We start from the raw sequence: 22,168 nt of genomic DNA on the forward strand, positions 1-22,168 counted from the left end.
AGCCTCGGAGCTGTCGCTCACGCCCGTGGGATCGAAGTATCACGGAATATTTCTACCACGGCAGGGACGCGCCGGGCATATATCCCAGCAGCTTCGCCACGGCGTGCTGCCGGCGAGGAGCGCGGAGGCTGTGACGCTCCGCTTCCACGGGTTCCACGAGCTGTCGGGGGTCGGCGGGGTAACGCGGCAGCGGCTCCTCCGCGCCGGGAACGTGGCGGGAGAACGTCAGGGGCGGACGACGCGCGTGCCCGGTGGAGGCGTGAAATCGAACTCGGTCTTCCCGACCGGCTGATTCACGACCGGCGACGAGAAGTCGAACCGATTCCGGTTGCCCTGCGCGTCGAGGATCAGCACGCGGCGGACCTGGTTGGTCTGCCCGTCCACATAGAGGAGCATCTTCTGATACGCAGGGGTCGCCTCCTTCGGCGTCCCCTCGAGGACATAGCCGCCCTCGAACTTCATCTGCGCAGGATCGAGCAGGCGCAGCGAGAAATCCTTCGTGAGCTGCCCCTTGCCCATCAAGAACGCGAGCGCCGCCGGATACTGAGAGCCCTTCACCGGGGTCTCGAACATCTGCTCGTTGTCCTTCTCGTAGACCTTGATCGTGATGCCGTCGGAGACGACGCGGTTTCCGTTCGGCGCGTCGTAGATCCAGCTCATCTTGCCCGGCTTCTCGAAGGTCACCTTGCCGGTGGAGACCTTCTTCACGTCCTGGACCTTGATCGTGTAGGTCTGGGTGAAGCTCGCCTTGAAGGTCTTCGTGGAGTCGTAGAACTGCTGGACGCGCCTGCCGAGCTCTTCGGCGGTGGGACCCGCGGCCTGGGACTCGCCGGCGGTCGCGAGCGTCGCGAGCACGACCGTGAGGGGCGCCGTCAGCCCGATGAGGCACGCGGCGGCGAGGCGGTTGAGTGAGGTTCGCGTCATCCTTCCCGATCTCCTTTGATGTCCAGAGGCGTCTCGCCCCCGCTCGTCGGCGACGGGGGCGCCGGCGATGCACCGCCGGTTCCGTGCCCTGGCAGCCGCACCCTCGCTGAAGCCGGGGCGCGCCGCACGTTTTCATGTTGGACGCGGCGCGGGAGCGTCCGATGCAGGCTCCATAGCACACGGGATGTGCGCCCGGACCGCCAGGGCCGCGCCCGCCGGCCCCCTGTCGCGCGGTCAGCGGTCAGCGGTCGACCAAGCCGCCGCGCCTCTCGTCCCCATGCGCGACCAGGGAGCCGCGTCGGCCCACGCTCACCCGAAGCGCGCCCGTCGCGGCCGGGCGCGGCGCGGGACGGGCGCGCCCGACGCCGCCAGCGCGGCCGCGAAGCCCGCGGCGCTGAGGTGGGTCATCGCGATGGCCAGCGCGTCGGCAGCGTCCGGCCGCGGGGGCGCGGCGAGGCGCAGGACCGCGGTCATCACCTGCGCGACCTGCGCCTTCTCGGCCGCGCCCCGGCCGACGATGGTCCGCTTCACCAGCGCCGGCGGATACTCCGAGATCGGCACGCCCGCGCGCGCCAGCCGCAGCAGCACGACCCCGCGCGCGTGGCCGAGCTTCGCCGCGCTCTGCGCGTCCTTGGCGAAGAACAGGCTCTCCACCGCGGCCGCGTCGGGCGCGAGCGACGCGATCACCTTGCCGAGCTCGTCGTCGATCTCCACGAGCCGGGCGGCGAACGTCCCGCTCGTGTCGATGTCGATGACGCCATGCGCGACGTGCTCGATGCGCGTGCCCTGCCGCACGAGCAGGCCCCAGCCGAGGTGGCGCGAGCCGGGATCGATGCCGAGGACCCGCATCGGCTCAGCAGGCCCCGTGCGAGGGCGCCACGACGTGGGACGGGAAGCCCGGCGCGCGCTCGGCCCCCCCGTCGCGCTCGCCCCGCTCGGCCGCCTCGAGCGTCCGCCGCGGGAAGATCTTGTGCGGGTTGAGCAGGCCCTTCGGGTCGAAGAGCGCCTTGATCTTGCGCTCGATCGCGATGAGCTCCGGCGACTGCTCGAGCGCGAGGAAGTCCGCCTTCGACGTCCCGATGCCGTGCTCGCCGCTCAGCGTGCCGCGCATGCCGATCACCGCGCGGAACAGGCGCGACAGCGCCGTCTCCACCTGGGGGACGAGGTCCGGGTCGTTCCAGAGCATGTTGACGTGGAGGTTGCCGTCCCCGGCGTGGCCGTACGTCAGCATGCGGACGCCCGTCGCCGCCGAGATCTCCGCGACCTCGTCGAGCAGCGCCGGGATCTTGTCGCGCGGGACCACGACGTCCTCCGAGATCTTGTAGCGCGCCATGGCGCGCGTCGTGGGCGAGAGCTGGCGGCGGGCCTCCCAGAGCCGCTCGCGCTGCGCCTCGTCCTGCGCGACGAGCACGTCGAGCGCCCCGGCATCCATGCAGACCTCCCCCACCCGCTCGGCCTGGACCTCGCAGTCCGCGGGCTCGCCGTCGACCTCGATGATCAGCATCGCGCCCGCGCGCTCGTCGACCCCGACGCCGCGCGCGCGCACCGCGTCGAGCGTGGGGCGATCGAGCAGCTCGAGGCAGCGCGGGACGACGCCGGCGGCGACCAGGGCGCTCACCGCGCGCCCGCTGGCGCGCACGTCCGGGAACAGGCAGAGCAGCGTCATGACCGACGGGGGCTTCGCGATGAGCCGGAGCGTCGCCTCCGTCGTGATCGCCAGCGTGCCCTCGCTGCCGACGAGCAGCGCCGTGACGTCGTACCCCGTCACGCCCTTCACCGTGCGCCGGCCGGTGCGGAGGCGCGTGCCGTCGATGAGGATCGCGTCGAGCCCGAGCACGTACTCGCGCGTGACGCCGTACTTGAAGGCGCGCGGGCCGGCGGCGTTCTCGGCGATGTTGCCGCCGAGCGCGCACATCTTGAGCGAGTTCGGATCGGGCGGGTAGAAGAGCCCCTCGGCCTCGACGGCCGCGTGCAGGTCGGCGAGGATGACGCCCGGCTCGACGACCGCGATCTGCTCCTCGCGGCTGATCTCCTTGATGGAGTTCATGCCGATCGTGGCGATGACGATCCCGCCCCCGACCGGCACCGCGCCGCCCGACTTGCCGCTGCCAGCGGCGCGCGGCACGACCGGCACCTCCGCCTCGCTCGCCGCCCGCACCGCCTTCTCGATGTCGGCGGCCGAGGACGCGAGCACGACCGCATCCGGGCTCACCGGCGGCTGATCGGACTCGTCGCCCGCGTAGGCCGCGCACCCGTCGGCCGACGTGATGACCTTCGACGGGCCGAGCGCGCGCTCGAGGAGCCGGCGCGCCTTGTCGATGGCCGACGCCGACGGGCGGGGGAACGTGGGGTGCTGTCGCATCTCCCCCATTTACCGCGGATCGCGCGGCGATGCTGGGGGATCCGCGCGGGCAGGCTCAGGGCTGGCCGCCGCGGGGATCGAGTGCACGCGGACACGCGCGCTCCGCGCTGCGTGCCCACGGTCTGCCTGGCCGCGGGCGAGCGGGCGCGCCGCGCGATCAGAGCAGATCGAGGAAGGCGAGGAGCGCCTCGATCGCGCCGGCGTCCAGCGCGACGAGGCCCTCGCCCGCGGGCGCGCCGTCGTGGAAGAAGGCGCCCGGCGCAGCGGCAGCGGCCGTGCCGCGGTGATCGCCGGCGGCGCGGCCGCCCGTGTCCTCGAAGCGCGCCCGCTCGAGCACATCGCGCAGCGTCTTCGCGGAGCCGTTCGTGAAGTAGGGCCGCTTCTTGTAGAGCCGCCGGAGCGACGGCACCCGCGCGCCGTCCTCGTGCACGTACGGGACGACGCCGGTCTTCTCGTAGCCGGCCCTCCCCCACACGATCGGGCCCTCGGGCGCGAGCACGAGCGCCTCCCAGCGCTCGAACGGGGCCGCGGAGCCGGGGTCGTCGCTGCGGAGCACCGGCGCGTGGCAGCGGGCGCAGCGCTCCCGGAACACCCGGGCGCCGTCGCGCTCGAGCGGGGTAAAGCTCGTCCGGCCAAGGACGGCGGGGTTCGCGCGGTGCGAGAACGCCATGAGGAAGCTCATGAGCGCGCGGCGGAGCGCCTCGGGCGGCCGCGCGGCGCGCCCGGCGTCGGCGAGCCCGAGATCGGCGAGCCACGGCGCGCCCTCGCTCGAGATCGAGAACCATGGGTCGTGGCCGCTCAGCGCGCCGGCGACGCGGAACTCGTTGTCGGCCACCGCGGTGAGATCCGGATCGAGGGCGCGGGAGAAATGGGGGCGGTTGTTGAACAGGCCGAGCAGCGGCTTGGTCGTGGCGCGCACGTCGCCTCGACCGGTGTGGTGCGTGCGGCCGTCGACGTAGCCCTCGAAGTGGCACGTCTCGCACGTGAACCGGCTGAGCGGGCCGTCGGCCTTGTTCCACGGGGCCATCAGCGAGGTGAAGAAGAGCGCCTCGCCGAGGCGGATCTCGTCGGAGCGGGCGTCGTCCTCGCCGCCGTCCCGGACCGGCTGCTTCACGACCGCGCCGTCGCCTGCGTCGAGCAGCCACGCGTCGAGCAACGGGTTCGCATAGGCGAAGGCGCCGCCGCCGAGCGCGGCCATGGCGGCCACGCCGGGGGAAAGCGGGCGGGTGGAGACCTCCGGCGCGCTCGCGAGGCCGGCGTCCGTGGCGCGGAAGAGGAGCTCGGCCCGGCGATCGCCGCCATAACCGGTCGCGATCACGCGCACGCCGCTCGATCCGGGGATCGCCGAGAGCGCGACGGCCTTCGGGGTGAGGACGCCGAGCTCCGAGACGTTGACGGCCGAGAGCCGCGTCACCTCGGGCCGGGCGCCGGCGGCGACGCGGTAGAGGAAGACGAACGAGTCGATGTATCCGAACGAGCCGCCGGTCCTGTCGAGCGGGTGATCCTCGACCCCGCCAGCCGCGAGAAGGAGCCCGCCCCCGGCGCCGCCCGTCTCGATCGCGTCGAAGCTCCAGATCGGGCCGTCGTGGCGGACGCGCGCCGCGCCGCCCGGGAGCGGGCGGCCGTCGGCGCCGACCGGGAGCACGACGAGCGTCTTGTCGAGGAGGCAATCGACGATCAGGTGATGCGCGAGGCGCACGACGCGGAACGGGCCAGCGCCGATGGGTTCGTCCCAGCGCTCGACATCGATGCGTCCGTCCGCGCCGGTGGGACCAGGCCGCAGCGTGACGAGCGTGCCGGCGCGCTCGTCGAGCGCGTAAAGGAGCCCCTCGGGGCCGGCCGCGACGTCCCGGACGCCGTGGAGGCCCGCGAGCTCGATGCGCCCCGCGGGCTCGAGCGAGGCGCCGCGGACGGCGTAGCGGAAGAGCGAGGGCGACGCCTCGCCGCTCGCGAAGACCTCGCCGGTGGGCGTGACCGCGACCCCTGTCGGCGAGGCCGGCGCGGGGGCGCGGGCGAGCTCGCGAAGCGACGCGTCGAGCAGGACGAGCGCGTCGCGGCCGCGGAGCGGAGAGAGCAGCGCGGGCGCGCCCGGCGCGGCAGGGCGGCCCAGCGGATCCACGGGGAGGAGCGCGATCGGGTCGGGCCCGAACAGCCGGTCGGAGCTGGGTGCGCGGGAGAAATCGGCCTCCGCTCGGCGCGCCGCCTCGAAGCGCCGCAGCGGCTCGAGCGGGTCCGGATCGGGGGCACCGCCGTGGACCGGGGGCGCAGGGCGGCCGTCGCACGCCACGGCGGCCAGGCCGAGCGAGAGCGCGAGGGCGAGGCGGACCGCGGCCATGCGCCTGCGCCGGGGGGCAGCGGGCCGAGCCGCCGCGCCGATCACCAGCCGCCGGTGCTCGCCGGCTTCGCGGTCTCGGCCGGCGCCGCCTTCTCCGGTTCGGCCTTGGGCGCGGGCTTCGCCGCCTCGGTCGTGGCCGCGGGCTTCGCCTCGGGCGTCGCCTGGGGCTTGCCCTCGCAGCCGAAGAGACACAGGGCGCCGAGCGCAACAAGCACTGTCAAGACATTCTTCATGGGACTCCTCCTGAACGAGCGGGGCAAGCGAAGCACATCCGCTGTGCGCTCGGAAGGGGGGCGCGCCGTCCGCTGCCATCGGAGGCGGCGCGACGGCGGCTGCGCGGGGTTGGCTGCGTCGGCGGAGGCGGAGCGGGCGCGCGTGGCCGCCCGCGTGCCGGAGCGGGCGGGAGCTCGCGCGCCGGATCCAGGGCCGGGCGCGAGATCCGGCGCCCGCGCCCTGGACATGCCTGGTCAGGTCCCGGGAACGATCTTCACCAGGCTGTTGCGGTTCGCGACGAAGTATTGCTCGCCGTCGTTGTCCTCGACGATCGCGGTGAGCGCGTTGAAGGTCGGCAGGCTGCCCTGACGCGCGAACGCCGGCGCGTTCGGCGCGTTCGGATCGGGGTTCTTGCTGATGACCGTGATGGGCGACGTCTGCGCCCCGCACTGCATGAGCGCGCCCATTTTCCCGCCGGTGTAGTCGCCGAACAGGTAGACGCCCCGGAGCTGCGGCACCTGGCTGCCCCGGTACACGAACCCGCTGACGACCGACTTGTAGTCGCGGTACGGCCCTGTCGCGCTCTGCCGCCGATCCATGTCGGTGATGGGCGGGGTGTGCGTATCGCCCGCGCGCATGGTGCGCCCCTGGCAGGTATCCGCGTGGGTGCCTTCCCACTTCGGCCAGCCGAAGTTCAGCCCCGAGGTGCCGGCAGGAACGTAGTCGATCTCCTCGTAGCTATCCTGGCCGACGTCGCCGATGAAGAGGTCGCCCGTCCCCCGGTCGAAGGTGAAGGTATACGGGTTGCGCAGACCATAGTGCCAGACCCGCGAGGCCGCGCCGTCGAGGGGATTGCCGGCCGCGGCGTACGGCTCGGCAGCATTCGGATCGAGGCGCAGGATCTTGCCGAACAGCGAGGCCGGGTCCTGCGACCCGCCCGGCTTGTCGCTGTTGCAGGACCCGCCCCCGTCGCCCGTGCCGACGTAGAGCATGCCGTCGGGCCCGAACGCGATATGGCCGCCGTTGTGATTCACCGCGGACGTGTCGAGCCGCACGATCGTCTTCGCCGAGTTCGCATCCGCCACGTAAGGTTCGCTGGAACGCTTGTACTCGACCACCATGTCACGGTTCATGTCCGTGCCCGTGGTCGCCGTCATCATGATGTAGAACTTGCCGCTCGTCGCGTAGTCGGGCGGGAACGCCATGCTGATGAGCCCGCGCTCGTCGTCGAAGCCGCCGGAGCTGAGCCGGATCTGACTGCTCACGTCGAGGAAGACCTCGCTGCGCAGCTGACCGCCGGAGAACACGCGGATCTGCCCGGTCTGCAGCACGAGATACCAGTCGCTCGACCCCTTCGGCTGAGCGGCGTAAACCAGCTTGTCCACGTTGCTGACGACGGGAGCGAGCGCCAGCTTCCCGACGTCAGGCGCCGCGCTGGCATCGCACGCCACCGGGTCGCCGCCGCCGGCGCCGGAGCCGCCCTGTCCCGCGGTGGTCCCGGACGACGAGGTGCTGCTGCCACCGCCGGTGCCGGAGCCGGAACCAGAGCCGGAGCCAGCGCCCGCGCCGGAGCTGGAGGCGGAGCCAGCGCCGGCCCCCGTCCCCGTCTGCGCACCGGAGGAGCCCTGGTTCCCCCCGCTCGTCACGGTGTCGCCAGAGCTGGTCGCCCCGTCGTCGCTGCACGCACCGGCGCCCAGCGCGAGACACGCGCCGCCACCCAGCGCGAAGGTCATCCACAAAGCCAAGGTTGAACGCTGTTTCGTCATGAGACGCATTCTATACATGACAAGCGCCGTGGCGCACTCATGAACTACCGCCGGGCGAAAGAACAGGACATCGGAGCCCGGCGTGAGCAGGTGACGGATCATGCCTGCAGAACGCCAACACGCGCTCGCCTGGCCGGCCGACGGCGCACGTTTGCTCGATGCGAGATCGGAGACGCCGGGGGCGCACCTCTCCCCAGGGCCGGTGGGCTCAAGGGCATTCGACAGGCTCGCTCAAACGGTCGCCACCGCAATCGGGCAATGGGAGAAAAGCGCCCCTCGACCGGCGTCGAGCAGCATTGCCATGATTTGATCTGCCGTTCAGATGAAATGCGCCCGGCGCACGCCAGCGTGGGCCATCGATGCGCTGCTCACTCGTCGAAGTGGATATTTGAAACAGAGCGGTACGTGCGAGTCCCCGAGGTCCGCTCGGGGCCGGGGCTATATTCCCGTCCAGGACCCTTCTGATCATCGCCTGCGACGGATCATCGCTCGCCACGCCCTCGCCGCCGGAGCTCGCTGGCCGGCGCGGAGCGTCACCAGCAGGCCAGCCGCGCCGCGCCATAGCGCGAAGGCGCCTGGCTCACCGCGCCGGACGAGCCCGGGCGGAGAGACGTGCTGTGTTTCACCCGTGCACCGCAATCGATGCCGATCGACTCGGCATCATCGGTCAGCTCGCCGCACGGCGCCATGTCGGAGAGGTGATCCGTGTCAATCGCGGGGCCGCGCTGAACGCCGGTATCTCGGGGCGCCCTCGCTCACGCCGGCTCTCCTCTGTCATCGGTGCCAATCGCCTCACCCGGCTCGATGCCGGACGTCGTGGGGCGCCCCGCGCTCCGCCGCTGCGACGACGGCCGCTCCTGCTCCTGTGGCGCGCCGCTCAGAGAGTGCCCGCGATCCACACGCTCCCGGGGCCCAGGCCGACGCGCGCGCTCCAGGGGGCGCCGGCCGTCGGCCCGCGGCCGCGCGCGGACGCCGCGGCGTCAGGCGCAGACGGCGCGGTGATCCAGAGGATCGCCCCGCCCACGGCGAGGGCCGCACCCGCGATGAACACCGCCGTCCCGATGTTGCCCTTCGCCACCGCTTCGTCGCGCAGATCGAGGCCCGTCTGATCGACGCAGCGGCCCGCCTCGTCGCAATGGCCGCCCTCGGTGGCCTTGTCGAACGTCGATTTCGCCATGAAGCCGAGCGCCGTGCCGACGCCGAGCCCGACCACGCCGAGCCCGACCCCGACGATGCCGAGCGGCTTGCGGATGCTCCCCCCCTGCGCCGGGGGCGGGTCGCTCGCCGGCGGACGGACAGGAGGCGGCGCCGCGACCGCCGGCGTCGACGCGCCGCTCGATCCCGGGGCGGAGGCCGTCTCCGTGGCGCGCTCGAGCGCCGGCACCGTCACGCTCACCACGCCCGGCTTGTCGATCGTGACCTTCACCTCCCAGGGCTCGTAGCCAGGCGCGGCGGCGGCGATCCGATGCTCGCCCGGGTCGAGCGGCACCGCCGTCCCCCAGAGCGCGCTGCCCACGGCGACCCCGTCCCGCGTGAGGCCCAGGCCCGCGATCGACGCCGCCGGCGGGACCACGATCTGGAGGCGGGAGAGCCGCGGCTCGAGCGCGGCGGCCCGGCCGCGCGCCACCCGCTCGCGCTCCGTCTGCCCGGCCGAGAGCGAGGCGGCCGCGACGTCGCGAAAGCCGATCCACGCGGTCGCGATCTTGCCGGTGCGCTCGTAGCAGTCGGAGAGGTTGAAGAGGGTGCCGATGCCGGGGTCGATCGCATGGCTCTCGGCGAACTTCGGACAGGCCTCGGCGTGCTTCCCCGCGGCCATCAGCGCGCGGCCCTCGTCGAACAGCGCGACCGCGGCGGCGCGCTCCTCCCGGGTCGGCTCGGCGGCGCGCGCGGCCGGCGCGAGCAAGGCGAGCGCAGCGATCGCCGACAGGAGCGCTGCCGCTCGACGGCGACCGGACCCGGCCAGCGGCGCGCGGGAGACCGCAGCAGGGCCGCCGGATTCCGGACAGGGGCTCGAGAGACGACGATGGCAAAGCAAGACGGCACCTCTCCTGGGCTCACGGGATGTCATCGCGGATCGGAAAAGAAGTCTTGCGGCGCGGTCGACGTGGGGCGGGTCGGCGGCTGGGTCCGCCCCGACGGCCGCGCGCCCTTCGACGACCCCGGCGGCCGCGGCGCCGCAGACCCGCTCGCGGTCGGCCGCGCCGTCGCGACCTCGGGCACGGGCGCTTCAGGCGGCGGCGCAGGGCCGCCGTCGAGGAGCTCGGCCGCCTTGCCCGCCGCCAGATCGGCCGCGGGCACCGCCGCGTCGCGCGAGGGTACCTCCGGCGCCAGCGGCGCCTCCGAGGGCGCCGGCGCGGCGAGCGGCGCCCCACCCGACGCGGGGGCGCGGAGCGCGAACCACACGAGCCACGCGAGCCCCGCGGCGCCCACGAGCGCCGCCGCGAGGGCCGCCGCGATCCCCAGGGTGCGCGCCCCGCCGCCCTGGCGCGACGAGGCGCGCGTGCCGCCCCAGGAGCGATCCGTCGCCGCGCCGTCCGCGAGGAGCGCCGTGGGCGCGCCATCCCACGCGGAGCCGGCCGCCACGCCCTTCCCATCCGGGTCGCTGGACGACGGCGTCCCGCCGGCGGGCCCGGGCGACGTGGAGCTCGAGCGCCGGGGCTGCCCGGGCGCGCGGCCCGCCTCGGCGCTCGCGTCGAGGCGGATCTGCAGCACGCGCGCGGCGCGATCGGCCAGGTGCCGCGCGTGCGGCGGCGCGAACTGAGCGAGCTCGGCGGCGAGCTCGGCGATGTTGCCGAAGCGATCGGCAGGGCTCTTCTGGAGGCAGCGCTGGACCACCCAGCCGAGGCGCTCGGGCGCGTCGGACCGCTGCGCGTCGAGCCGCGGCGGTCCCTCGAGGATGCGGTCGTAGATGGCCATCGGGGAGTCGCCCCGGAAGGGGACGGCGCCCGTGAGCAGCTGATAGAGCATGGCGCCCATCGACCAGACGTCGGCCCGCGCGTCGACGCTCTTCGAGGAGACCATCTGCTCGGGCGCCATGTAGAACGGCGAGCCCAGCATCGCCGAGCTCTCGGTCATGTCGTGCGCCTTGGGCGCCGTCGCCTCCGCCGCGAGGGCCATCTTGGAGATGCCGAAGTCGATGACCTTGATGAGCGGGCTGCCGTCGGCCCGCTGGGTCAGGAACAGGTTGGCCGGCTTCAGGTCCCGATGGATGATGCCGAGCGCGTGCGCCTCCGCGAGCGCGTCGCACGCCTGGAGCAGGTAGTCGCAGGCGAGCGCGACCGGGAGCGGCCCGCGATCGCGCAGGACGGCCTTCAGGTCGGTCCCCTCGAGGTACTCCATGACGAGGTAAGGCTCGCCGCGCGCGAGCGTGCCGACGTCGTACACGCGCGTCACGTGCTCGCTCCGGATGCGCGCCGCGACCTGCCCCTCGCGCAGGAAGCGGGCGACGAGGTCCGCGCGCCCGCGGGCCTGGGGCAGCAGGAACTTGATGGCCACCCGCTCGCCCAGCAGGAGATGGCGGGCGGCGACGACCACGCCCATCCCGCCTTCACCGAGGACGCGCTCGACCTCGTATTTCTCCGCGAGGACGTCCCCCACGCTCACCGGTACGACCATGCACGCCCTCGCTCCGCCCCTCCGCTAGTATCAAACCAGCGCGTGCGCGACAACGCGAGCTTTCCCGGAAATCAGCGAGGGACGAGGGAAGCCGCCGTGCCGCCATAGCGACCCAGCCATGCAGCGACGCAGCCACGCAGCCACGCAGCCACGCAGCCACCCGAGCGCGCGCGCGTTGCTCGCATGCATCGCGGGTTCGCCAGCGGCGCGCTCTGCTTGTATATGCATGACGCAATTTCACCATGAGCACCGTTTCACCATGATCACCGAGCCGACCGATCCGTTCGTCATCGCGCGCGAGCTCCTCGAGCAGCGGCAAACCACCGAACCGACCGACGCGACCGCCATGACGCTCGCCACGGCGGACGCGTCCGGGCGCCCCTCGGCGCGGATGGTGCTGCTGAAGGGCATCGACGATCGCGGGTTCGTGTTCTTCACCAACTACGAGAGCCGCAAGTCGATGGATCTCGCGGCGAACCCGTTCGCCGCGCTGTGCATCCACTGGGCGAAGGCCGCGGAGCAGATCCGCGTCGAGGGGCGGATCGAGCGGGTCAGCGACGCGGAGTCGGACGCCTACTTCGAGACCCGCGGGCGGGGCAGCCAGATCGGCGCGTGGGCGTCCCGGCAGAGCGCGCCGCTGCCCTCGCGCGAGGCGCTCCTCGATCGGGTGCGCGAGATCGAGCGCCGCTTCGAGGGCCGGCCGGTGCCTCGGCCGGAGTTCTGGGGCGGCTACCGGGTGGTGCCGGAGCGCGTCGAGTTCTGGTACGGCCAGGAGAACCGCCTGCACGACCGCGTGGTCTACGTCCGCCACGGCGACGGCTGGCGCGTCGAGCGGCTCTACCCCTGAGCGCGGCGCCGCGAGGAGGGAGCCCTCGCGGCCGCGCGTCGGGCTCCCGACGGGGGATCCAGGGCGGTGCAGGCCCGCGGCGCCACGGCGGAGCGGCGCTACGTCCCGGCGCCGCGGAGGCGGCTCGCCTTGCGCTCCCTGAGCCGCTCGATCACCGCGACGAGCCTCGGATCGTCGCGGCGCCGGACGTCGAGCCGCATCCCCTTCAGCGCGTTGCACCGGCCGCACGCGAGCGCCAGGTTGTCGAGCGCGTCCGTCCCGCCGTGCGTGCGCGGGACGATGTGCTCGATCGTCGCGCGCTGGATCGGCTCGCCGTCGAGGCCGACGACGACGTGCGAGAGGCAATGGATGCACTTGCCCACCCACGCCGCCTGACCCCGGATCTCGGTGCGCTCGAACGTCGCGTCGGTCGCCACGATCTCGAGGATGAGCCGCCGCCGCGCCGCCTTCACGGCGCTCGATCGTAGCCCCACGGCGCTGCGCCCGCACGCGGTTCGCGAAAGGCCAGGAGGTGGGCTATGGAGCCCCGGAGCCGGCGCGCGCCCGCGGCGGCAGGCGGCCGCGGCGCGATCGTCGATCACGCGCTCCGTCACGCTCCGTGACCCGCGCGGGGGAGAAGCCATGAAATCGAAGACCGACTATTTCTACTTCGAGACGAAGGCCAAGCGCGAGCTCATCAACGTCACCGAGCGCGTCGCGGCCGTCGTCACCGCCAGCGGCATCCGGGAGGGCATGGTCCTCGTGAGCGCCATGCACATCACCGCCGGCGTGTTCGTGAACGACCACGAGCCGGGCCTCTGGGAAGACATCTGGACATGGCTCCAGCAGCTCGCCCCCGAGGGGCCCGACTACAAGCACCACAGGACCGGCGAGGACAACGGCGACGCCCACCTCAAATCGATCCTCGTGCACCACCAGGTGATCGTGCCCATCACCGCGGGGAAGCTCGATCTCGGGCCCTGGCAGCAGATCTTCTACGCGGAGTTCGACGGCGGACGGCGCAAGCGCGTCGTCGTGAAGGCGATGGGAGAGTGACGCCGCCGGCCGACGCGCGGGCCCCGCGGGCGACAGGGGCGAGGGGGCTCGTCTCCCTAGCCGCCCGCGTGCGCCGCCGGTGGCGACGCGTGCGGCGTCGCGGCGCCGTACTCCCTCGCCCCGCGCTGCATGAGCGAGGCGATCGCGCCGAGCGCGTCGGTCCAGGCCTGCTGGTGCGCCGGGGACCAGTCCGCCCCCGCGACCTCGGCCATCGCGGAGATCAACGCGTCGGCGACCCAGGGGTACATCGCGTCCGTGACGCCGTAATCGACGTGCTTTGCCCCCATCGCCATGAGCTTCTCCTCGAGCCACGACGCGTCCTCCAGCCGGTCGATGACCGCGGCGAGCGCCTCGGTGAGCATCTTCTCTTGCTGCTCCTGGCTATTGCGCCCGAAGAGCGGCTTCACCTGCGGATACCGAGAGAACAGGATCCCGTAGAAACGGTGCGTGAGGTTGGGCGCCCTCTCGATCACGAGCTCGAAGCTCTCCCGCAGCAAGCCAACGTTCAATCCCATGAAAACCTCCAGGCCGGGCGCTGTGCCGGTGATAGCCGTCGTCGGCGGTCGATTCGCCCGTCGGCTCGCGCTGGCCGAACGCGTTCGCACGGGCCGTGCCAGGAGCGTTTCTCCGGGGATCGCGTCGATCCTCGCCGGATCGGCGCGACCTCGGCAGCCGGCGGCGGTTTCCCACGGGAAACCTGGCCCGCTGCCGAGGGTGGCCGCTCCGGCGGCGCCCACCCGCGCGCCGCCCCGCCGCGCGCCTTGCTCCGCTGCACCCCACGGTGTTTCCTGCCGGTGTCTCCGACAGGAAACCTCCGTCGCCTCCGTCTCCTCGAGGAACCCGCGTGACCCTGCTCGACGCCGTGCTCAGCCTGTCCGAAGCGCCCGCCCGCGACGAGGCGCTGCAGCGGATCCTCCGCGCGCTCGCGCGGGTGACGGCGGCGGACGCGCTCTCGGTGCTCACGGCGGCGGAGGACGGCTCGGTCGGCGTCGCCGCGCAGATCGGGCTGTCGCCGGCCGCCCTGGGGATGAGCTTCCGGCCCGCCGAGCACCCGCGCCTCCGCAGAGCGACGCAGGCGGCCGGGCCGATCCGCTTCCTCGATCCGAGCGAGCCCGACCCCTACAGCGGCTGGCTGCTCGGCAGCCCCGGAGAGATCCACCCGATCCACGCCTGCATGGCCGTCCCGCTGCACGTGCAGGGCCGTCTCGCCGGGCTGCTGACGCTGGACGCCTGCGATCCCCATGGCCTCCGCGGCCTGCGCGACGAGGACGCGCGCGTGTTCGCGGGGCTCTGCGCCGGCGCGCTGCGGCTCGACGCCGGCGCCGGGCCGCTCGGCGCCGGCCCGGAGGCGCGCCGCGCGCTCGGCCCGGCGTCGAGCGGTCCGGCGCCGGCGAGCCGCTCGGCCGGGATGCGGCGGATCGAGCGCGAGATCGCGGTGCTCGCCCCGCTGTCGGTGCCGGTGCTCGTCACGGGCGAGACGGGCGTGGGGAAAGAGCTCGTCGCCCGCGCGCTGCACGAGCGATCGCCCCGGGCGCGCCGGGCGCTCGTGATCGTCAACTGCGCGGCGATCCCCGCGCAGCTGGTCGAATCGGAGCTCTTCGGCCACAGGAGAGGCGCGTTCACCGGCGCCACGGCCGCGCGCGCTGGCAGGTTCGAGGCGGCGCACGGCGGGACGATCTTCCTCGACGAGATCGGCGAGCTCCCGCTCTCCGCCCAAGCGCAGCTCCTGCGCGCGCTGCAGGAGGGGGAGATCCAGCCCGTGGGCGAGGACCGGGCGCGCCGCGTCGACGCGCGGGTCGTCGCGGCCACGAACCGCGATCTCCGGCGCGAGGTCGCCGAGGGGCGCTTCCGCGCCGATCTGTTCCACCGGCTCTGGGTCTACCCGATCTGCGTGCCGCCCCTGCGCGAGCGGCGCGAGGACATCCCCGCCCTCTGCGAGCGCTTCGCCGCCGAGCTCGCGGCCGAGCTCGGCGCGGGGCGGGTGGACTTCACCGAGCCGGCGCTGGGCGCGCTCGCGCAGGGAGCGTGGCCGGGCAACGTCCGCGAGCTGAAGAACGCCGTGGAGCGCGCCGTGCTTCGCCGGACGATGGCGGAGGGCAAGAGCGCGGCCGGCAGGGCGCTCGTCGTGCGGCGCGAGGATCTCGACGCGATCGACGGCGGCGCGCAGGAGCGCTCGCTCGCCCCGCGGATCGAGCTCCCCGGGGAGCGGCTGCGGCTCGCGGACGGGTCGCTGGGGCAGCCCGTGGAGCCGCTGGCAGAGGCGCTCGAGAGGGCCCGCCGCGAGGCGTTCGCCCGAGCGTTCCGGGCGGCAGGCGGCAACGCGGCGACGGCCGGACGGCTGCTCGGGCTGAGCCGATCGTTCGCCTACAAGGAGGCGGTGCGCCTCGGGCTCATCCCTCCGGCAGGGCCGCGCAAGCGCTGAGGCGCCCGAGCGAGACGCCGTCCTCTCGAAGGACGGAGCGCGGCGCCTCCACGGAGGACGACGCTCAGCGCGCCTGCTCGGGGGTGCCGATCCCCTCGAGCGGCACGCGCGCGAGCGCCGTGTAGCGCGCCCCCTTCGGGGTCAGCTCGCTCTGGTAGACGATGATCTCCTCGACCCGCGTCTCGCCGAAGTCGACGCTGCCGACCGCCTGAGCGCAGGCGTCGAGCGCCGGATCGCCGCGCGGATCGCGCGAGCGGGCGAGGGTGAGGTGCGGCTCGAACGGCCGGTCCTCGGGGACGTAGCCCGTCGACATCGAGAGCGTCTGCTCCAGGTCGCGGTGGATCGCGGTGAGGGCGCCGACAGCGCCGCCCACGCCGAGCCAGAGCACGCGCGGGCGACGCCGCGTTCCGAACGCGCCGCCCTTCTCGATGCGCAACGTGAGCGGCCTGTGGAACGCAGCGACGCTCCCGGCCGCAGCGATGACGAGCGGCAGGCGCTCCTCTCCGATCTCGCCCATGAAGGCGAGCGTGATATGCAGCCCGGCAGGCTCCACCCACTTGGCGGACGGAGCCCGCGGCGAGATCTCCCGCAGGAGATCTCCGATCTTGGCGAGGAGCTCGGCTCCCGGATCAACAGCGACGAAGACGCGCACAGCTCACCTACGCTCACCCACGCTCAATTACCACCCACAGACTTCACGCTTGTTCTGCTCCTTGAGCCACCTCCGGAGCGGCTCGAAGTACTCCAGCATGGCGCCCGGATCGGCCGCGGTCTCCCCCGTCACCGCCTGCATCGCCTCCTGCCACGGGCGGCTCGCGCCGAGCGAGAGCATGGCGCGCAGCTTCTCGCCCGCGGCCGCGCTGCCGTGGATCGAGCACGCGTGGAGCGGCCCCGTGTGCCCGGCCGCCTTGCACAGCGCGCGGTGGAACTGGAACTGGTAGACGTGCGCCAGGAAGTAGCGCATGTACGGGACGCCCGCCGCGACGTGGAACTTCGCCCCCGGGTCGAAATCGGCCTCGCTGCGCTGCACCGGCGGCGCGACGCCCTGGTACTTCAGCCGCAGCGCCCACCACGCCGCATTGTAGTCGGCCGGCTTCGTCCTGCCCGAGAAGACATCCCACCGCCACTGGTCGATGAGCTTGCCGAACGGGAGGAACGCGATCTTGTCGAGCGCCTTCTTGAAGAGGAAGTTGATGACCCCCTTCTCGTCCTCGGACACCCTGTCGAGCAGCCCCAGCGACCTCAGGTAGCTCGGCGTCACGGAGAGGGCCAGCGTGTCCCCGATCCCCTCGTGGAAGCCTTCGTTGGCGCCCGACTGGAACAGGATCGGGAGCTTGTAGTACTGGTGGAAGTAATAGACGTGCCCGAGCTCGTGGTGGATCGTGATGAGATCCTCCTCGCTCGGCTCGATGCACATCTTGAGGCGGAGATCGCCCCGGTCGCCCACGTCCCAGGCGTTCGCGTGGCAGACGACCTCGCGGTCGGCCGGCTTCTTGAGCAGCGATCGCTCCCAGAAGGTCGCCGGCAGCGGGTCGAACCCGAGCGAGGTGAAGAACCGCTCGCCGAGCGCGACCATCTGCTTCCCGTCGAGCTTCTTCGCCTTGATCTTCCGCGTCACGTCGAGCGAGGGCTGGCCCTTGTACGGCTCCATGAGCGCGTAGACGTTCGACCACTCCTGCGCCCACATGTTGCCGAGGACGTGCGCCGGGATCGGGGCCTTCTCGCCGATCCTGTCCTTGCCGTGGATCGCGCGCAGCCTCGCGCGCACATAGCAGTGCAGCTCGTCGTAGAGCGGCTTCAGCTTGCCCCAGAGCCGCTCGGTCTCGGCCTCGAACGCCTCGGGGGACATGTCGTATCCGGCGCGCCATAGCGCGCCGACGTCCGGGAGGCCGAGCTCCGCCGCCCCCTTGTTGCCGAGGGCGACGTAACGCTCGAACTTCGGCCGGAGCGGCGGGGCGATCGCGTGCCAGCCCGCCCACGCATCGAGCAGCTCGTCCCAGTCGCGGCTGGTCTTCAGGAGGTTTTCGAGCTCGTCGAGCGCGAGGCACTTCGGCTCGGCCCCGGCGCCCGCGGCGCGCGCCGCGCCCAAGCCCGCGGGCGTCGCCCGCCCTGGCCTGGCCTTCGGGCAGTGCTTTCCCTTGCCGTACAGGCTCGTCATCTCGACCGAGAGCGCGGCGAGCTCGGCGCGCTCCGCCGGGTCGCTCGGGGCCGGAAGGGAGGTCGAGATCTTGAGGAGCGAAAGCTGGCGGGCGACGTCCGCGGGCAACGCGAGCCCGTCGAAGCGCGCCGCCGCCTTCATCGTGCGGTTCAGGTACTCCATGCTCGCCTCCTCGGCAGAGGCGGCGAGCGCGTCGGTGTCGTCCGTGAGGTAGGTCTGGTTGACCCAGGACGCGCGCGCGGACTGGATCCGCAGCCTGCGCAGCTCCCGGTCGACGGCGGCCACGAAGGCCTGCGCCTCGGCCGGGCTGGGCGGCGCCGCCTGCGGGGGGGCGGCCTCCGGCCGGGCCGCCGCGGGCGCCGGCGCCTCCTCCCCCTGGCGCGGCGGCGCTGGCGCCGTCGCCGGCGGAGCGGCGCCGCTGCACGCCGCGCCCAGCCCGAGCGCGACGAGCATCAGCGGACGCGCGATGGCCGTCCGGGCGAGGGCAAAGCGGACCACGGGCCCTTCATACACGCCGGACCGTGCCGAGGGAACCAGGAGCGACGTGCGATCGTCGGGGCGCGGCCCCCGCCGCGCCGCCCCTCCGGATTCAGCCGCGCCCCCCGCGAGTCACCCGCACCGTCCGCGATTCACCCGTACCGTCCGCGATTCGCGCGGGTCGGCGCGACCTGGACGAACCGCCCCGCGGTGACGGCTGCCATGCGGCGGTGAACTGCCGTTACAATGCTCACCCACCATGAGGAATGCCCTTGCGCCCAGGCCCACGCTCTCGGCGGTCCTCGGCCTCGCCGCCGCCGCCCGCCCGGCGCCCCGCTCGCCCGCAGGATGGACGAGCGGCCGCCGCCCGACGGCCCGGAGCAGCCGCTCCCGGTCGCCTCGCAGCGCGAGGCGGCGAAGCGCTGCGACGAGCTGCGATCTCGAGGTGAGGTGCAGACGGATGCCCCACCCCGAGGCGCGAGCCACGACCCCCTGCGCACCGAGCGACGGCCATGAGTGAGCTCGAAAATTTCTCGTTCGTGATCCCCGGCGAGCTCGCCGGCATGGCCTATCCCCACGCGCCCCAGGCGGTCGAGGAGCTCGCGGAGCTCGGCTTCCGCAGCCTGGTGTCGCTCTCGCGTCGGGCGCCACCGCCTGCGGCGGTGGGCCCGCTCATCCACCTGCATTGCCCGCTCGCCGACTTCACGCGCATCCCGAGCGCGGACCTCCTCCGCGCCGTGGCGTTCCTCGGGCGGGCGCCGCGGCCGATCGCCGTTCACGGCGAGGGCGGCGTCGGGCGCACCGGGGTCGTGCTGGCGTGCCGCCTCGTGTCGCTGGGCAGATCGGCGGCCGAGGCCATCGCCGAGGTGCGGCGCGTGCGGCCAGGCTCCATCGACGACCCCGAGCTCGAGGCGTCGGTCGCGGAGTTCGAGCTGTTCTACCGGAGCGCGCACGAGCAGGCGACGCCGGCCCCCTTCAACTTCGCGCCCGCGTCGCCGCTCGACCGGATCGTCCACGGCGCGGAGCGGCCCGGCTTCGGGATGGCGAACTGGTCGGCCTCCGGGATCCGCTCGTCCGTTGTCGCGCCGCCGAGCTCGGCAGCGCACCCGGATCCGAGCGACGCGCCCGTCGAGGCGTGGCTCGCCTTCATGGCGCGGCACGGGATCCGCGAGGTGCTCTGCCTGCTCGACGAGGGAGAGCTGGCGCTCCACCGGATCCCGCTCCTCGGCCGCTACCAGCGCGAGTTCCTCCGGGTGACGCACGTGCCGCTCGACGGAGGCGCGCTCCCCTCGCCCGACGCGCTGGAGCGCGCGCTCGACGCGCTCAGGCGCGCCGAGTCCAGCGGCGCGCCCGCCGTCGTGCACTGCGCGTCCGGCGCGGGCCGCGCGGGCGTCGTGCTCGCAGCGTGGCTGCGCGCCCGGCACGGCCTCGCCCCCGAGGCGGCGATCGGCGCGGTCCGGGATCACGCGCGGCACTTCGGCGCGCACCGCGACCCGCTGAAGGCAGGGCCTGCGGCGCGGGAGCTCATCGCGGGCGTGCCGGCGCTCGCGTGAGCGCGCCGCTCGCGTGAGCTCGCGGGCCGACGCCGGCGCCGGCCCGCGGCCGGGCAGCGTCGAGCGTCACCCGCCGGCGCTTCGACCAGGCCTCGCGCGCCGCTGCTCGCGGTACATGCGCAGGGCGAACGCGCCGGCCGGCTCGGCGCGGAGCCCTTCGACGAGCGCGCGGAGCTCGGACGGCAGCTCGGAGGGCGGCGGGAGCGGCGACGGGTGGTGCTCGGGCACGAGCAGCGGCGCGGCGAGCGCGGCGAACGTGAGATCGGCCGCCGAGAAGCGGTCGCCGACGAGGAAGGGGCGCCCATCGCGCAGGCGTTCGTTCACCGCGTCGAAGACCGCGCGGATCTTGCCTCGCGAGCGCTCGGCGGCGGCGGGGTCGATGCGCATGACGCGCTTCATGACCGCTCGCGCGACCGGGTAGTAAGCGCGGAAGATGCCACGCCCGAACCACCAGGGCGGCGCCGCGCCGGCGCCCTCGAGCCCGCGGAACGACCCGCCCATCAAGGCGAACGCGCCCTCCTCGTCGGGCAGGAGGTGAAAGTACGCGACGCGGCGGGTCGCGGGGCCGAGGTCGGCGTCGAAGCGCTCCTCGAGCGCCTCGACCTCGGCGCGGCCCGCGCCGGGCTCGCGGGAACCCTGGAAGAAGAGCGCGCGCTCCGGCGGCACGAGCGTGTCGGCGTAGCGCAGGATGTCCGTCGAGTCGGCGAGCACGCCCGCCGGCGAGACGAGCACCGGCACGGAGCGGCGCCCGCCGGCCCTCAGCGAAGGGAGCGCGTGGGCGAGCGGGAGGTAGGCGTCCTCCCGGTACCGCGCGCCGGCGCGATCGAGCGCCCACCGCGCCTTCTCGCAGAAGTGGCTCCAGGGAATGGTGATGAGGCGGAGGGGCGCGCTCGCGCCAGCATCAGGCATGAGCATCTCCAATGGCCCTGGACGACCCGGGCGCGACGCGCATCAGCGCCGGATCTCGAAGAGGTGGATGCCGTACGCGGGGAGCTCGACGCCGAGGCCGCGCGACAGATCGACGAGCTCGTCGCCGTCGCGCGGGTGCTCGTTGCCGGTCATGAGGTCGGCGAGCAGGACCTTGCGGCCGGCGATGCCGGCGATGTCGAGCGGGATGCGGCACCCGCTGCGCGACGGGGCGAAGTTGATCACCGCCACGAGGGGCGCCGCGCTCCGGGGCGCGCCGCAGGCCGGGAGCGGCTCCCACCGGTAGGCGACGAACGCGTCGGCGCCCGGCCCGCGCGCGGTGAGCGTGGCGAAGCTCCCGGTACGCAGGATGGGGCGGCGCACGGCCGCGAGCAGCCGCTCGTGGAAGGCGAGGCAGGCCTGATCGACCGGCTCCTCGGGGGCGCGGGCGAGGTGCAAGGAGGCGCGCACCGTCCGCCCCTCGAGCTGGCCGTGGTGGATGAACCGCATCCCGGGCACCGTCGCCGCGATGAACTCGGCGGCCCGGCGCCGATCCGGGGGGAGCACGGCGGCGATGCGCGGCTCGTCGTGGTGCTCGATGAAGCGGACGCTCCGCCGCTGGTAGTCGGGCGTCGCCGCGAGGTGGCCGCGGACCGACGACGCGGAGGCGTGGCTCAGCCGATCGTAAAGGCTCTTGTCGAAGGTGTAGTCGAACCCGAGCATCTGCAGGCGCCACTCGAGGTCCCAGAAGGCCTCGGCGATGAAGACGAAGCTCGGGTGGTCGCGGCGGACGGCGTCGATGGCCTCGGCCCAGAACTCGCCGGTGGCCTCGGCCTTTCGCTCCACCGGCGGGCGCTTGGACCACGTGCGCCGGAAGACGTCGTCGAGCACCAGCATCGCCATGTCGCAGCGGACACCGTCGCACCGCGACGCGACGCTGCGGAGCGCCTCGACGGACGCGGCGCGCGTCGCCGCGAGGCGGTAGTCGAGCTGGGCCGTGTCGGGCCACGGCGGGATGTAGGGGTCGCGCCCGCTGAGCGGGGCGCCGTCGTCGCCGGCGATGAAGAGCTCGGGCTTCTCCTTCACCCAGTGGTGATCGCGCGCGACGTGGTTGGGCACGAAGTCGAGGATGACCCCGATGCCGCGCGCCGCGAGGCGCCGGCGCAGATCCGCGAGGCCGGCGTCGCCGCCGAACGCGGGGTTCACCTCGTAGCGCGCGACCGCGAACGGGGAGCCAGCCACGTCGGCCTCGGTCCAGTCCGGCAGCACGCGGTCGTACTCGGCGCGCAGGTCGGGATCCGTGAGCGAGCGGCGCGGGCCCTCCTCGCCGAGCGCCCAGACGCCCATCAGGTGCACGTAGTCGACCCCGAGCGCGGCGAGCCGGTCGAGCGCCGCGTCGGGCACGCTGGCGAGCGTCACCCTGGCCTTGGCGGCGCGCGAGAGCTCGTGGAGCCAGACACGCACGAAGATCGCGTACAGCAGGGGGTGCTGGTGGGCAGGGACTAGGGAGCTCATCGATTGGATTGGGGACGGCGGGCCCGCGAGGGAGTCGCGG

General features: G+C 73.6%; 18 protein-coding genes. 4 read left to right on the forward strand and 14 right to left on the reverse strand.

Annotated features, from left to right (window positions below):
* Window positions 1-225: 225 nt before the first annotated feature.
* The 8 genes from WMF11_RS28775 to WMF11_RS28810 all read right to left on the reverse strand — a co-directional run bounded on the left by WMF11_RS28775 (window position 226) and on the right by WMF11_RS28810 (window position 11,215).
* A complete protein-coding gene (locus tag WMF11_RS28775; protein ID WP_437541581.1) occupies window positions 226-924 on the reverse strand; it encodes a LolA family protein in 699 nt (232 codons plus the stop codon).
* A gap of 309 nt (window positions 925-1,233) precedes the next feature.
* Window positions 1,234-1,773 (reverse strand): crossover junction endodeoxyribonuclease RuvC, encoded by a 540-nt coding sequence (ruvC, locus tag WMF11_RS28780; RefSeq protein WP_437972967.1) that lies wholly within the window; start codon window positions 1,771-1,773, stop codon window positions 1,234-1,236.
* Between the two features lie 4 nt (window positions 1,774-1,777).
* On the reverse strand, window positions 1,778-3,286 hold the full coding sequence (locus WMF11_RS28785; RefSeq protein WP_437902456.1) for an FAD-binding oxidoreductase: 1,509 nt from the start codon (window positions 3,284-3,286) through the stop codon (window positions 1,778-1,780).
* Window positions 3,287-3,443: 157 nt separating this feature from the next.
* Window positions 3,444-5,621 (reverse strand): hypothetical protein, encoded by a 2,178-nt coding sequence (locus WMF11_RS28790; RefSeq protein ID WP_437972968.1) that lies wholly within the window; start codon window positions 5,619-5,621, stop codon window positions 3,444-3,446.
* A 41-nt stretch (window positions 5,622-5,662) separates the two neighbouring features.
* The gene (locus WMF11_RS28795; RefSeq protein WP_044965791.1) at window positions 5,663-5,854 is read right to left on the reverse strand and encodes a hypothetical protein; all 192 of its coding nucleotides are present in this window, start codon (window positions 5,852-5,854) and stop codon (window positions 5,663-5,665) included.
* A 234-nt stretch (window positions 5,855-6,088) separates the two neighbouring features.
* Window positions 6,089-7,567 (reverse strand): PQQ-dependent sugar dehydrogenase, encoded by a 1,479-nt coding sequence (locus tag WMF11_RS28800; RefSeq protein WP_437972969.1) that lies wholly within the window; start codon window positions 7,565-7,567, stop codon window positions 6,089-6,091.
* A 910-nt stretch (window positions 7,568-8,477) separates the two neighbouring features.
* On the reverse strand, window positions 8,478-9,503 hold the full coding sequence (locus WMF11_RS28805) for a hypothetical protein (RefSeq protein ID WP_437972970.1): 1,026 nt from the start codon (window positions 9,501-9,503) through the stop codon (window positions 8,478-8,480).
* Window positions 9,504-9,664: 161 nt separating this feature from the next.
* On the reverse strand, window positions 9,665-11,215 hold the full coding sequence (locus tag WMF11_RS28810; RefSeq protein WP_437972971.1) for a protein kinase domain-containing protein: 1,551 nt from the start codon (window positions 11,213-11,215) through the stop codon (window positions 9,665-9,667).
* 259 nt (window positions 11,216-11,474) lie between these two features.
* Between WMF11_RS28810 and pdxH the strand changes: the two genes are divergently transcribed.
* Complete coding sequence (gene pdxH, locus WMF11_RS28815; protein WP_437902461.1) at window positions 11,475-12,062, forward strand: pyridoxamine 5'-phosphate oxidase; 588 nt, start codon at window positions 11,475-11,477, stop codon at window positions 12,060-12,062.
* Window positions 12,063-12,160: 98 nt separating this feature from the next.
* Here pdxH and WMF11_RS28820 read toward each other — a convergent pair whose 3' ends face one another.
* On the reverse strand, window positions 12,161-12,514 hold the full coding sequence (locus tag WMF11_RS28820; RefSeq protein ID WP_437541598.1) for an HNH endonuclease: 354 nt from the start codon (window positions 12,512-12,514) through the stop codon (window positions 12,161-12,163).
* A gap of 169 nt (window positions 12,515-12,683) precedes the next feature.
* On the opposite strand from WMF11_RS28820, the gene WMF11_RS28825 reads away from it, so the two are divergent.
* Window positions 12,684-13,097 (forward strand): secondary thiamine-phosphate synthase enzyme YjbQ, encoded by a 414-nt coding sequence (locus WMF11_RS28825; RefSeq protein ID WP_437972972.1) that lies wholly within the window; start codon window positions 12,684-12,686, stop codon window positions 13,095-13,097.
* A gap of 56 nt (window positions 13,098-13,153) precedes the next feature.
* On the opposite strand, the gene WMF11_RS28830 is transcribed toward WMF11_RS28825, so the two are convergent.
* Window positions 13,154-13,612: a globin domain-containing protein gene (locus WMF11_RS28830; RefSeq protein ID WP_437902463.1), complete on the reverse strand. Its 459-nt coding sequence runs from the start codon at window positions 13,610-13,612 to the stop codon at window positions 13,154-13,156.
* A 329-nt stretch (window positions 13,613-13,941) separates the two neighbouring features.
* Between WMF11_RS28830 and norR the strand changes: the two genes are divergently transcribed.
* The gene (norR, locus tag WMF11_RS28835) at window positions 13,942-15,519 is read left to right on the forward strand and encodes a nitric oxide reductase transcriptional regulator NorR (protein ID WP_437972973.1); all 1,578 of its coding nucleotides are present in this window, start codon (window positions 13,942-13,944) and stop codon (window positions 15,517-15,519) included.
* Between the two features lie 64 nt (window positions 15,520-15,583).
* Here norR and thpR read toward each other — a convergent pair whose 3' ends face one another.
* Both thpR and WMF11_RS28845 read right to left on the reverse strand, forming a co-directional pair.
* Window positions 15,584-16,171, reverse strand: a complete 588-nt coding sequence (gene thpR, locus WMF11_RS28840; protein ID WP_437902465.1) for an RNA 2',3'-cyclic phosphodiesterase — start codon at window positions 16,169-16,171, stop codon at window positions 15,584-15,586.
* A 27-nt stretch (window positions 16,172-16,198) separates the two neighbouring features.
* Window positions 16,199-18,130 (reverse strand): M2 family metallopeptidase, encoded by a 1,932-nt coding sequence (locus WMF11_RS28845; RefSeq protein WP_437979355.1) that lies wholly within the window; start codon window positions 18,128-18,130, stop codon window positions 16,199-16,201.
* Between the two features lie 536 nt (window positions 18,131-18,666).
* Between WMF11_RS28845 and WMF11_RS28850 the strand changes: the two genes are divergently transcribed.
* Window positions 18,667-19,707, forward strand: coding sequence for a phosphatase domain-containing protein (locus WMF11_RS28850; RefSeq protein ID WP_437541608.1), 1,041 nt, complete (start codon window positions 18,667-18,669; stop codon window positions 19,705-19,707).
* Between the two features lie 66 nt (window positions 19,708-19,773).
* Here the strand turns inward: WMF11_RS28850 and WMF11_RS28855 are convergent, their stop codons facing one another.
* Both WMF11_RS28855 and WMF11_RS28860 read right to left on the reverse strand, forming a co-directional pair.
* A complete protein-coding gene (locus tag WMF11_RS28855) occupies window positions 19,774-20,616 on the reverse strand; it encodes a glutathione S-transferase family protein (RefSeq protein ID WP_437902466.1) in 843 nt (280 codons plus the stop codon).
* Window positions 20,617-20,658: 42 nt separating this feature from the next.
* The gene (locus tag WMF11_RS28860) at window positions 20,659-22,128 is read right to left on the reverse strand and encodes an alpha-amylase family glycosyl hydrolase (protein ID WP_437972974.1); all 1,470 of its coding nucleotides are present in this window, start codon (window positions 22,126-22,128) and stop codon (window positions 20,659-20,661) included.
* Between the last annotated feature and the right edge of the window lie 40 nt (window positions 22,129-22,168).

The organism is Sorangium sp. So ce295 (genome assembly GCF_051527405.1).
Classification (GTDB): Bacteria; Myxococcota_A; Polyangia; order Polyangiales; family Polyangiaceae; genus Sorangium; species Sorangium cellulosum_B.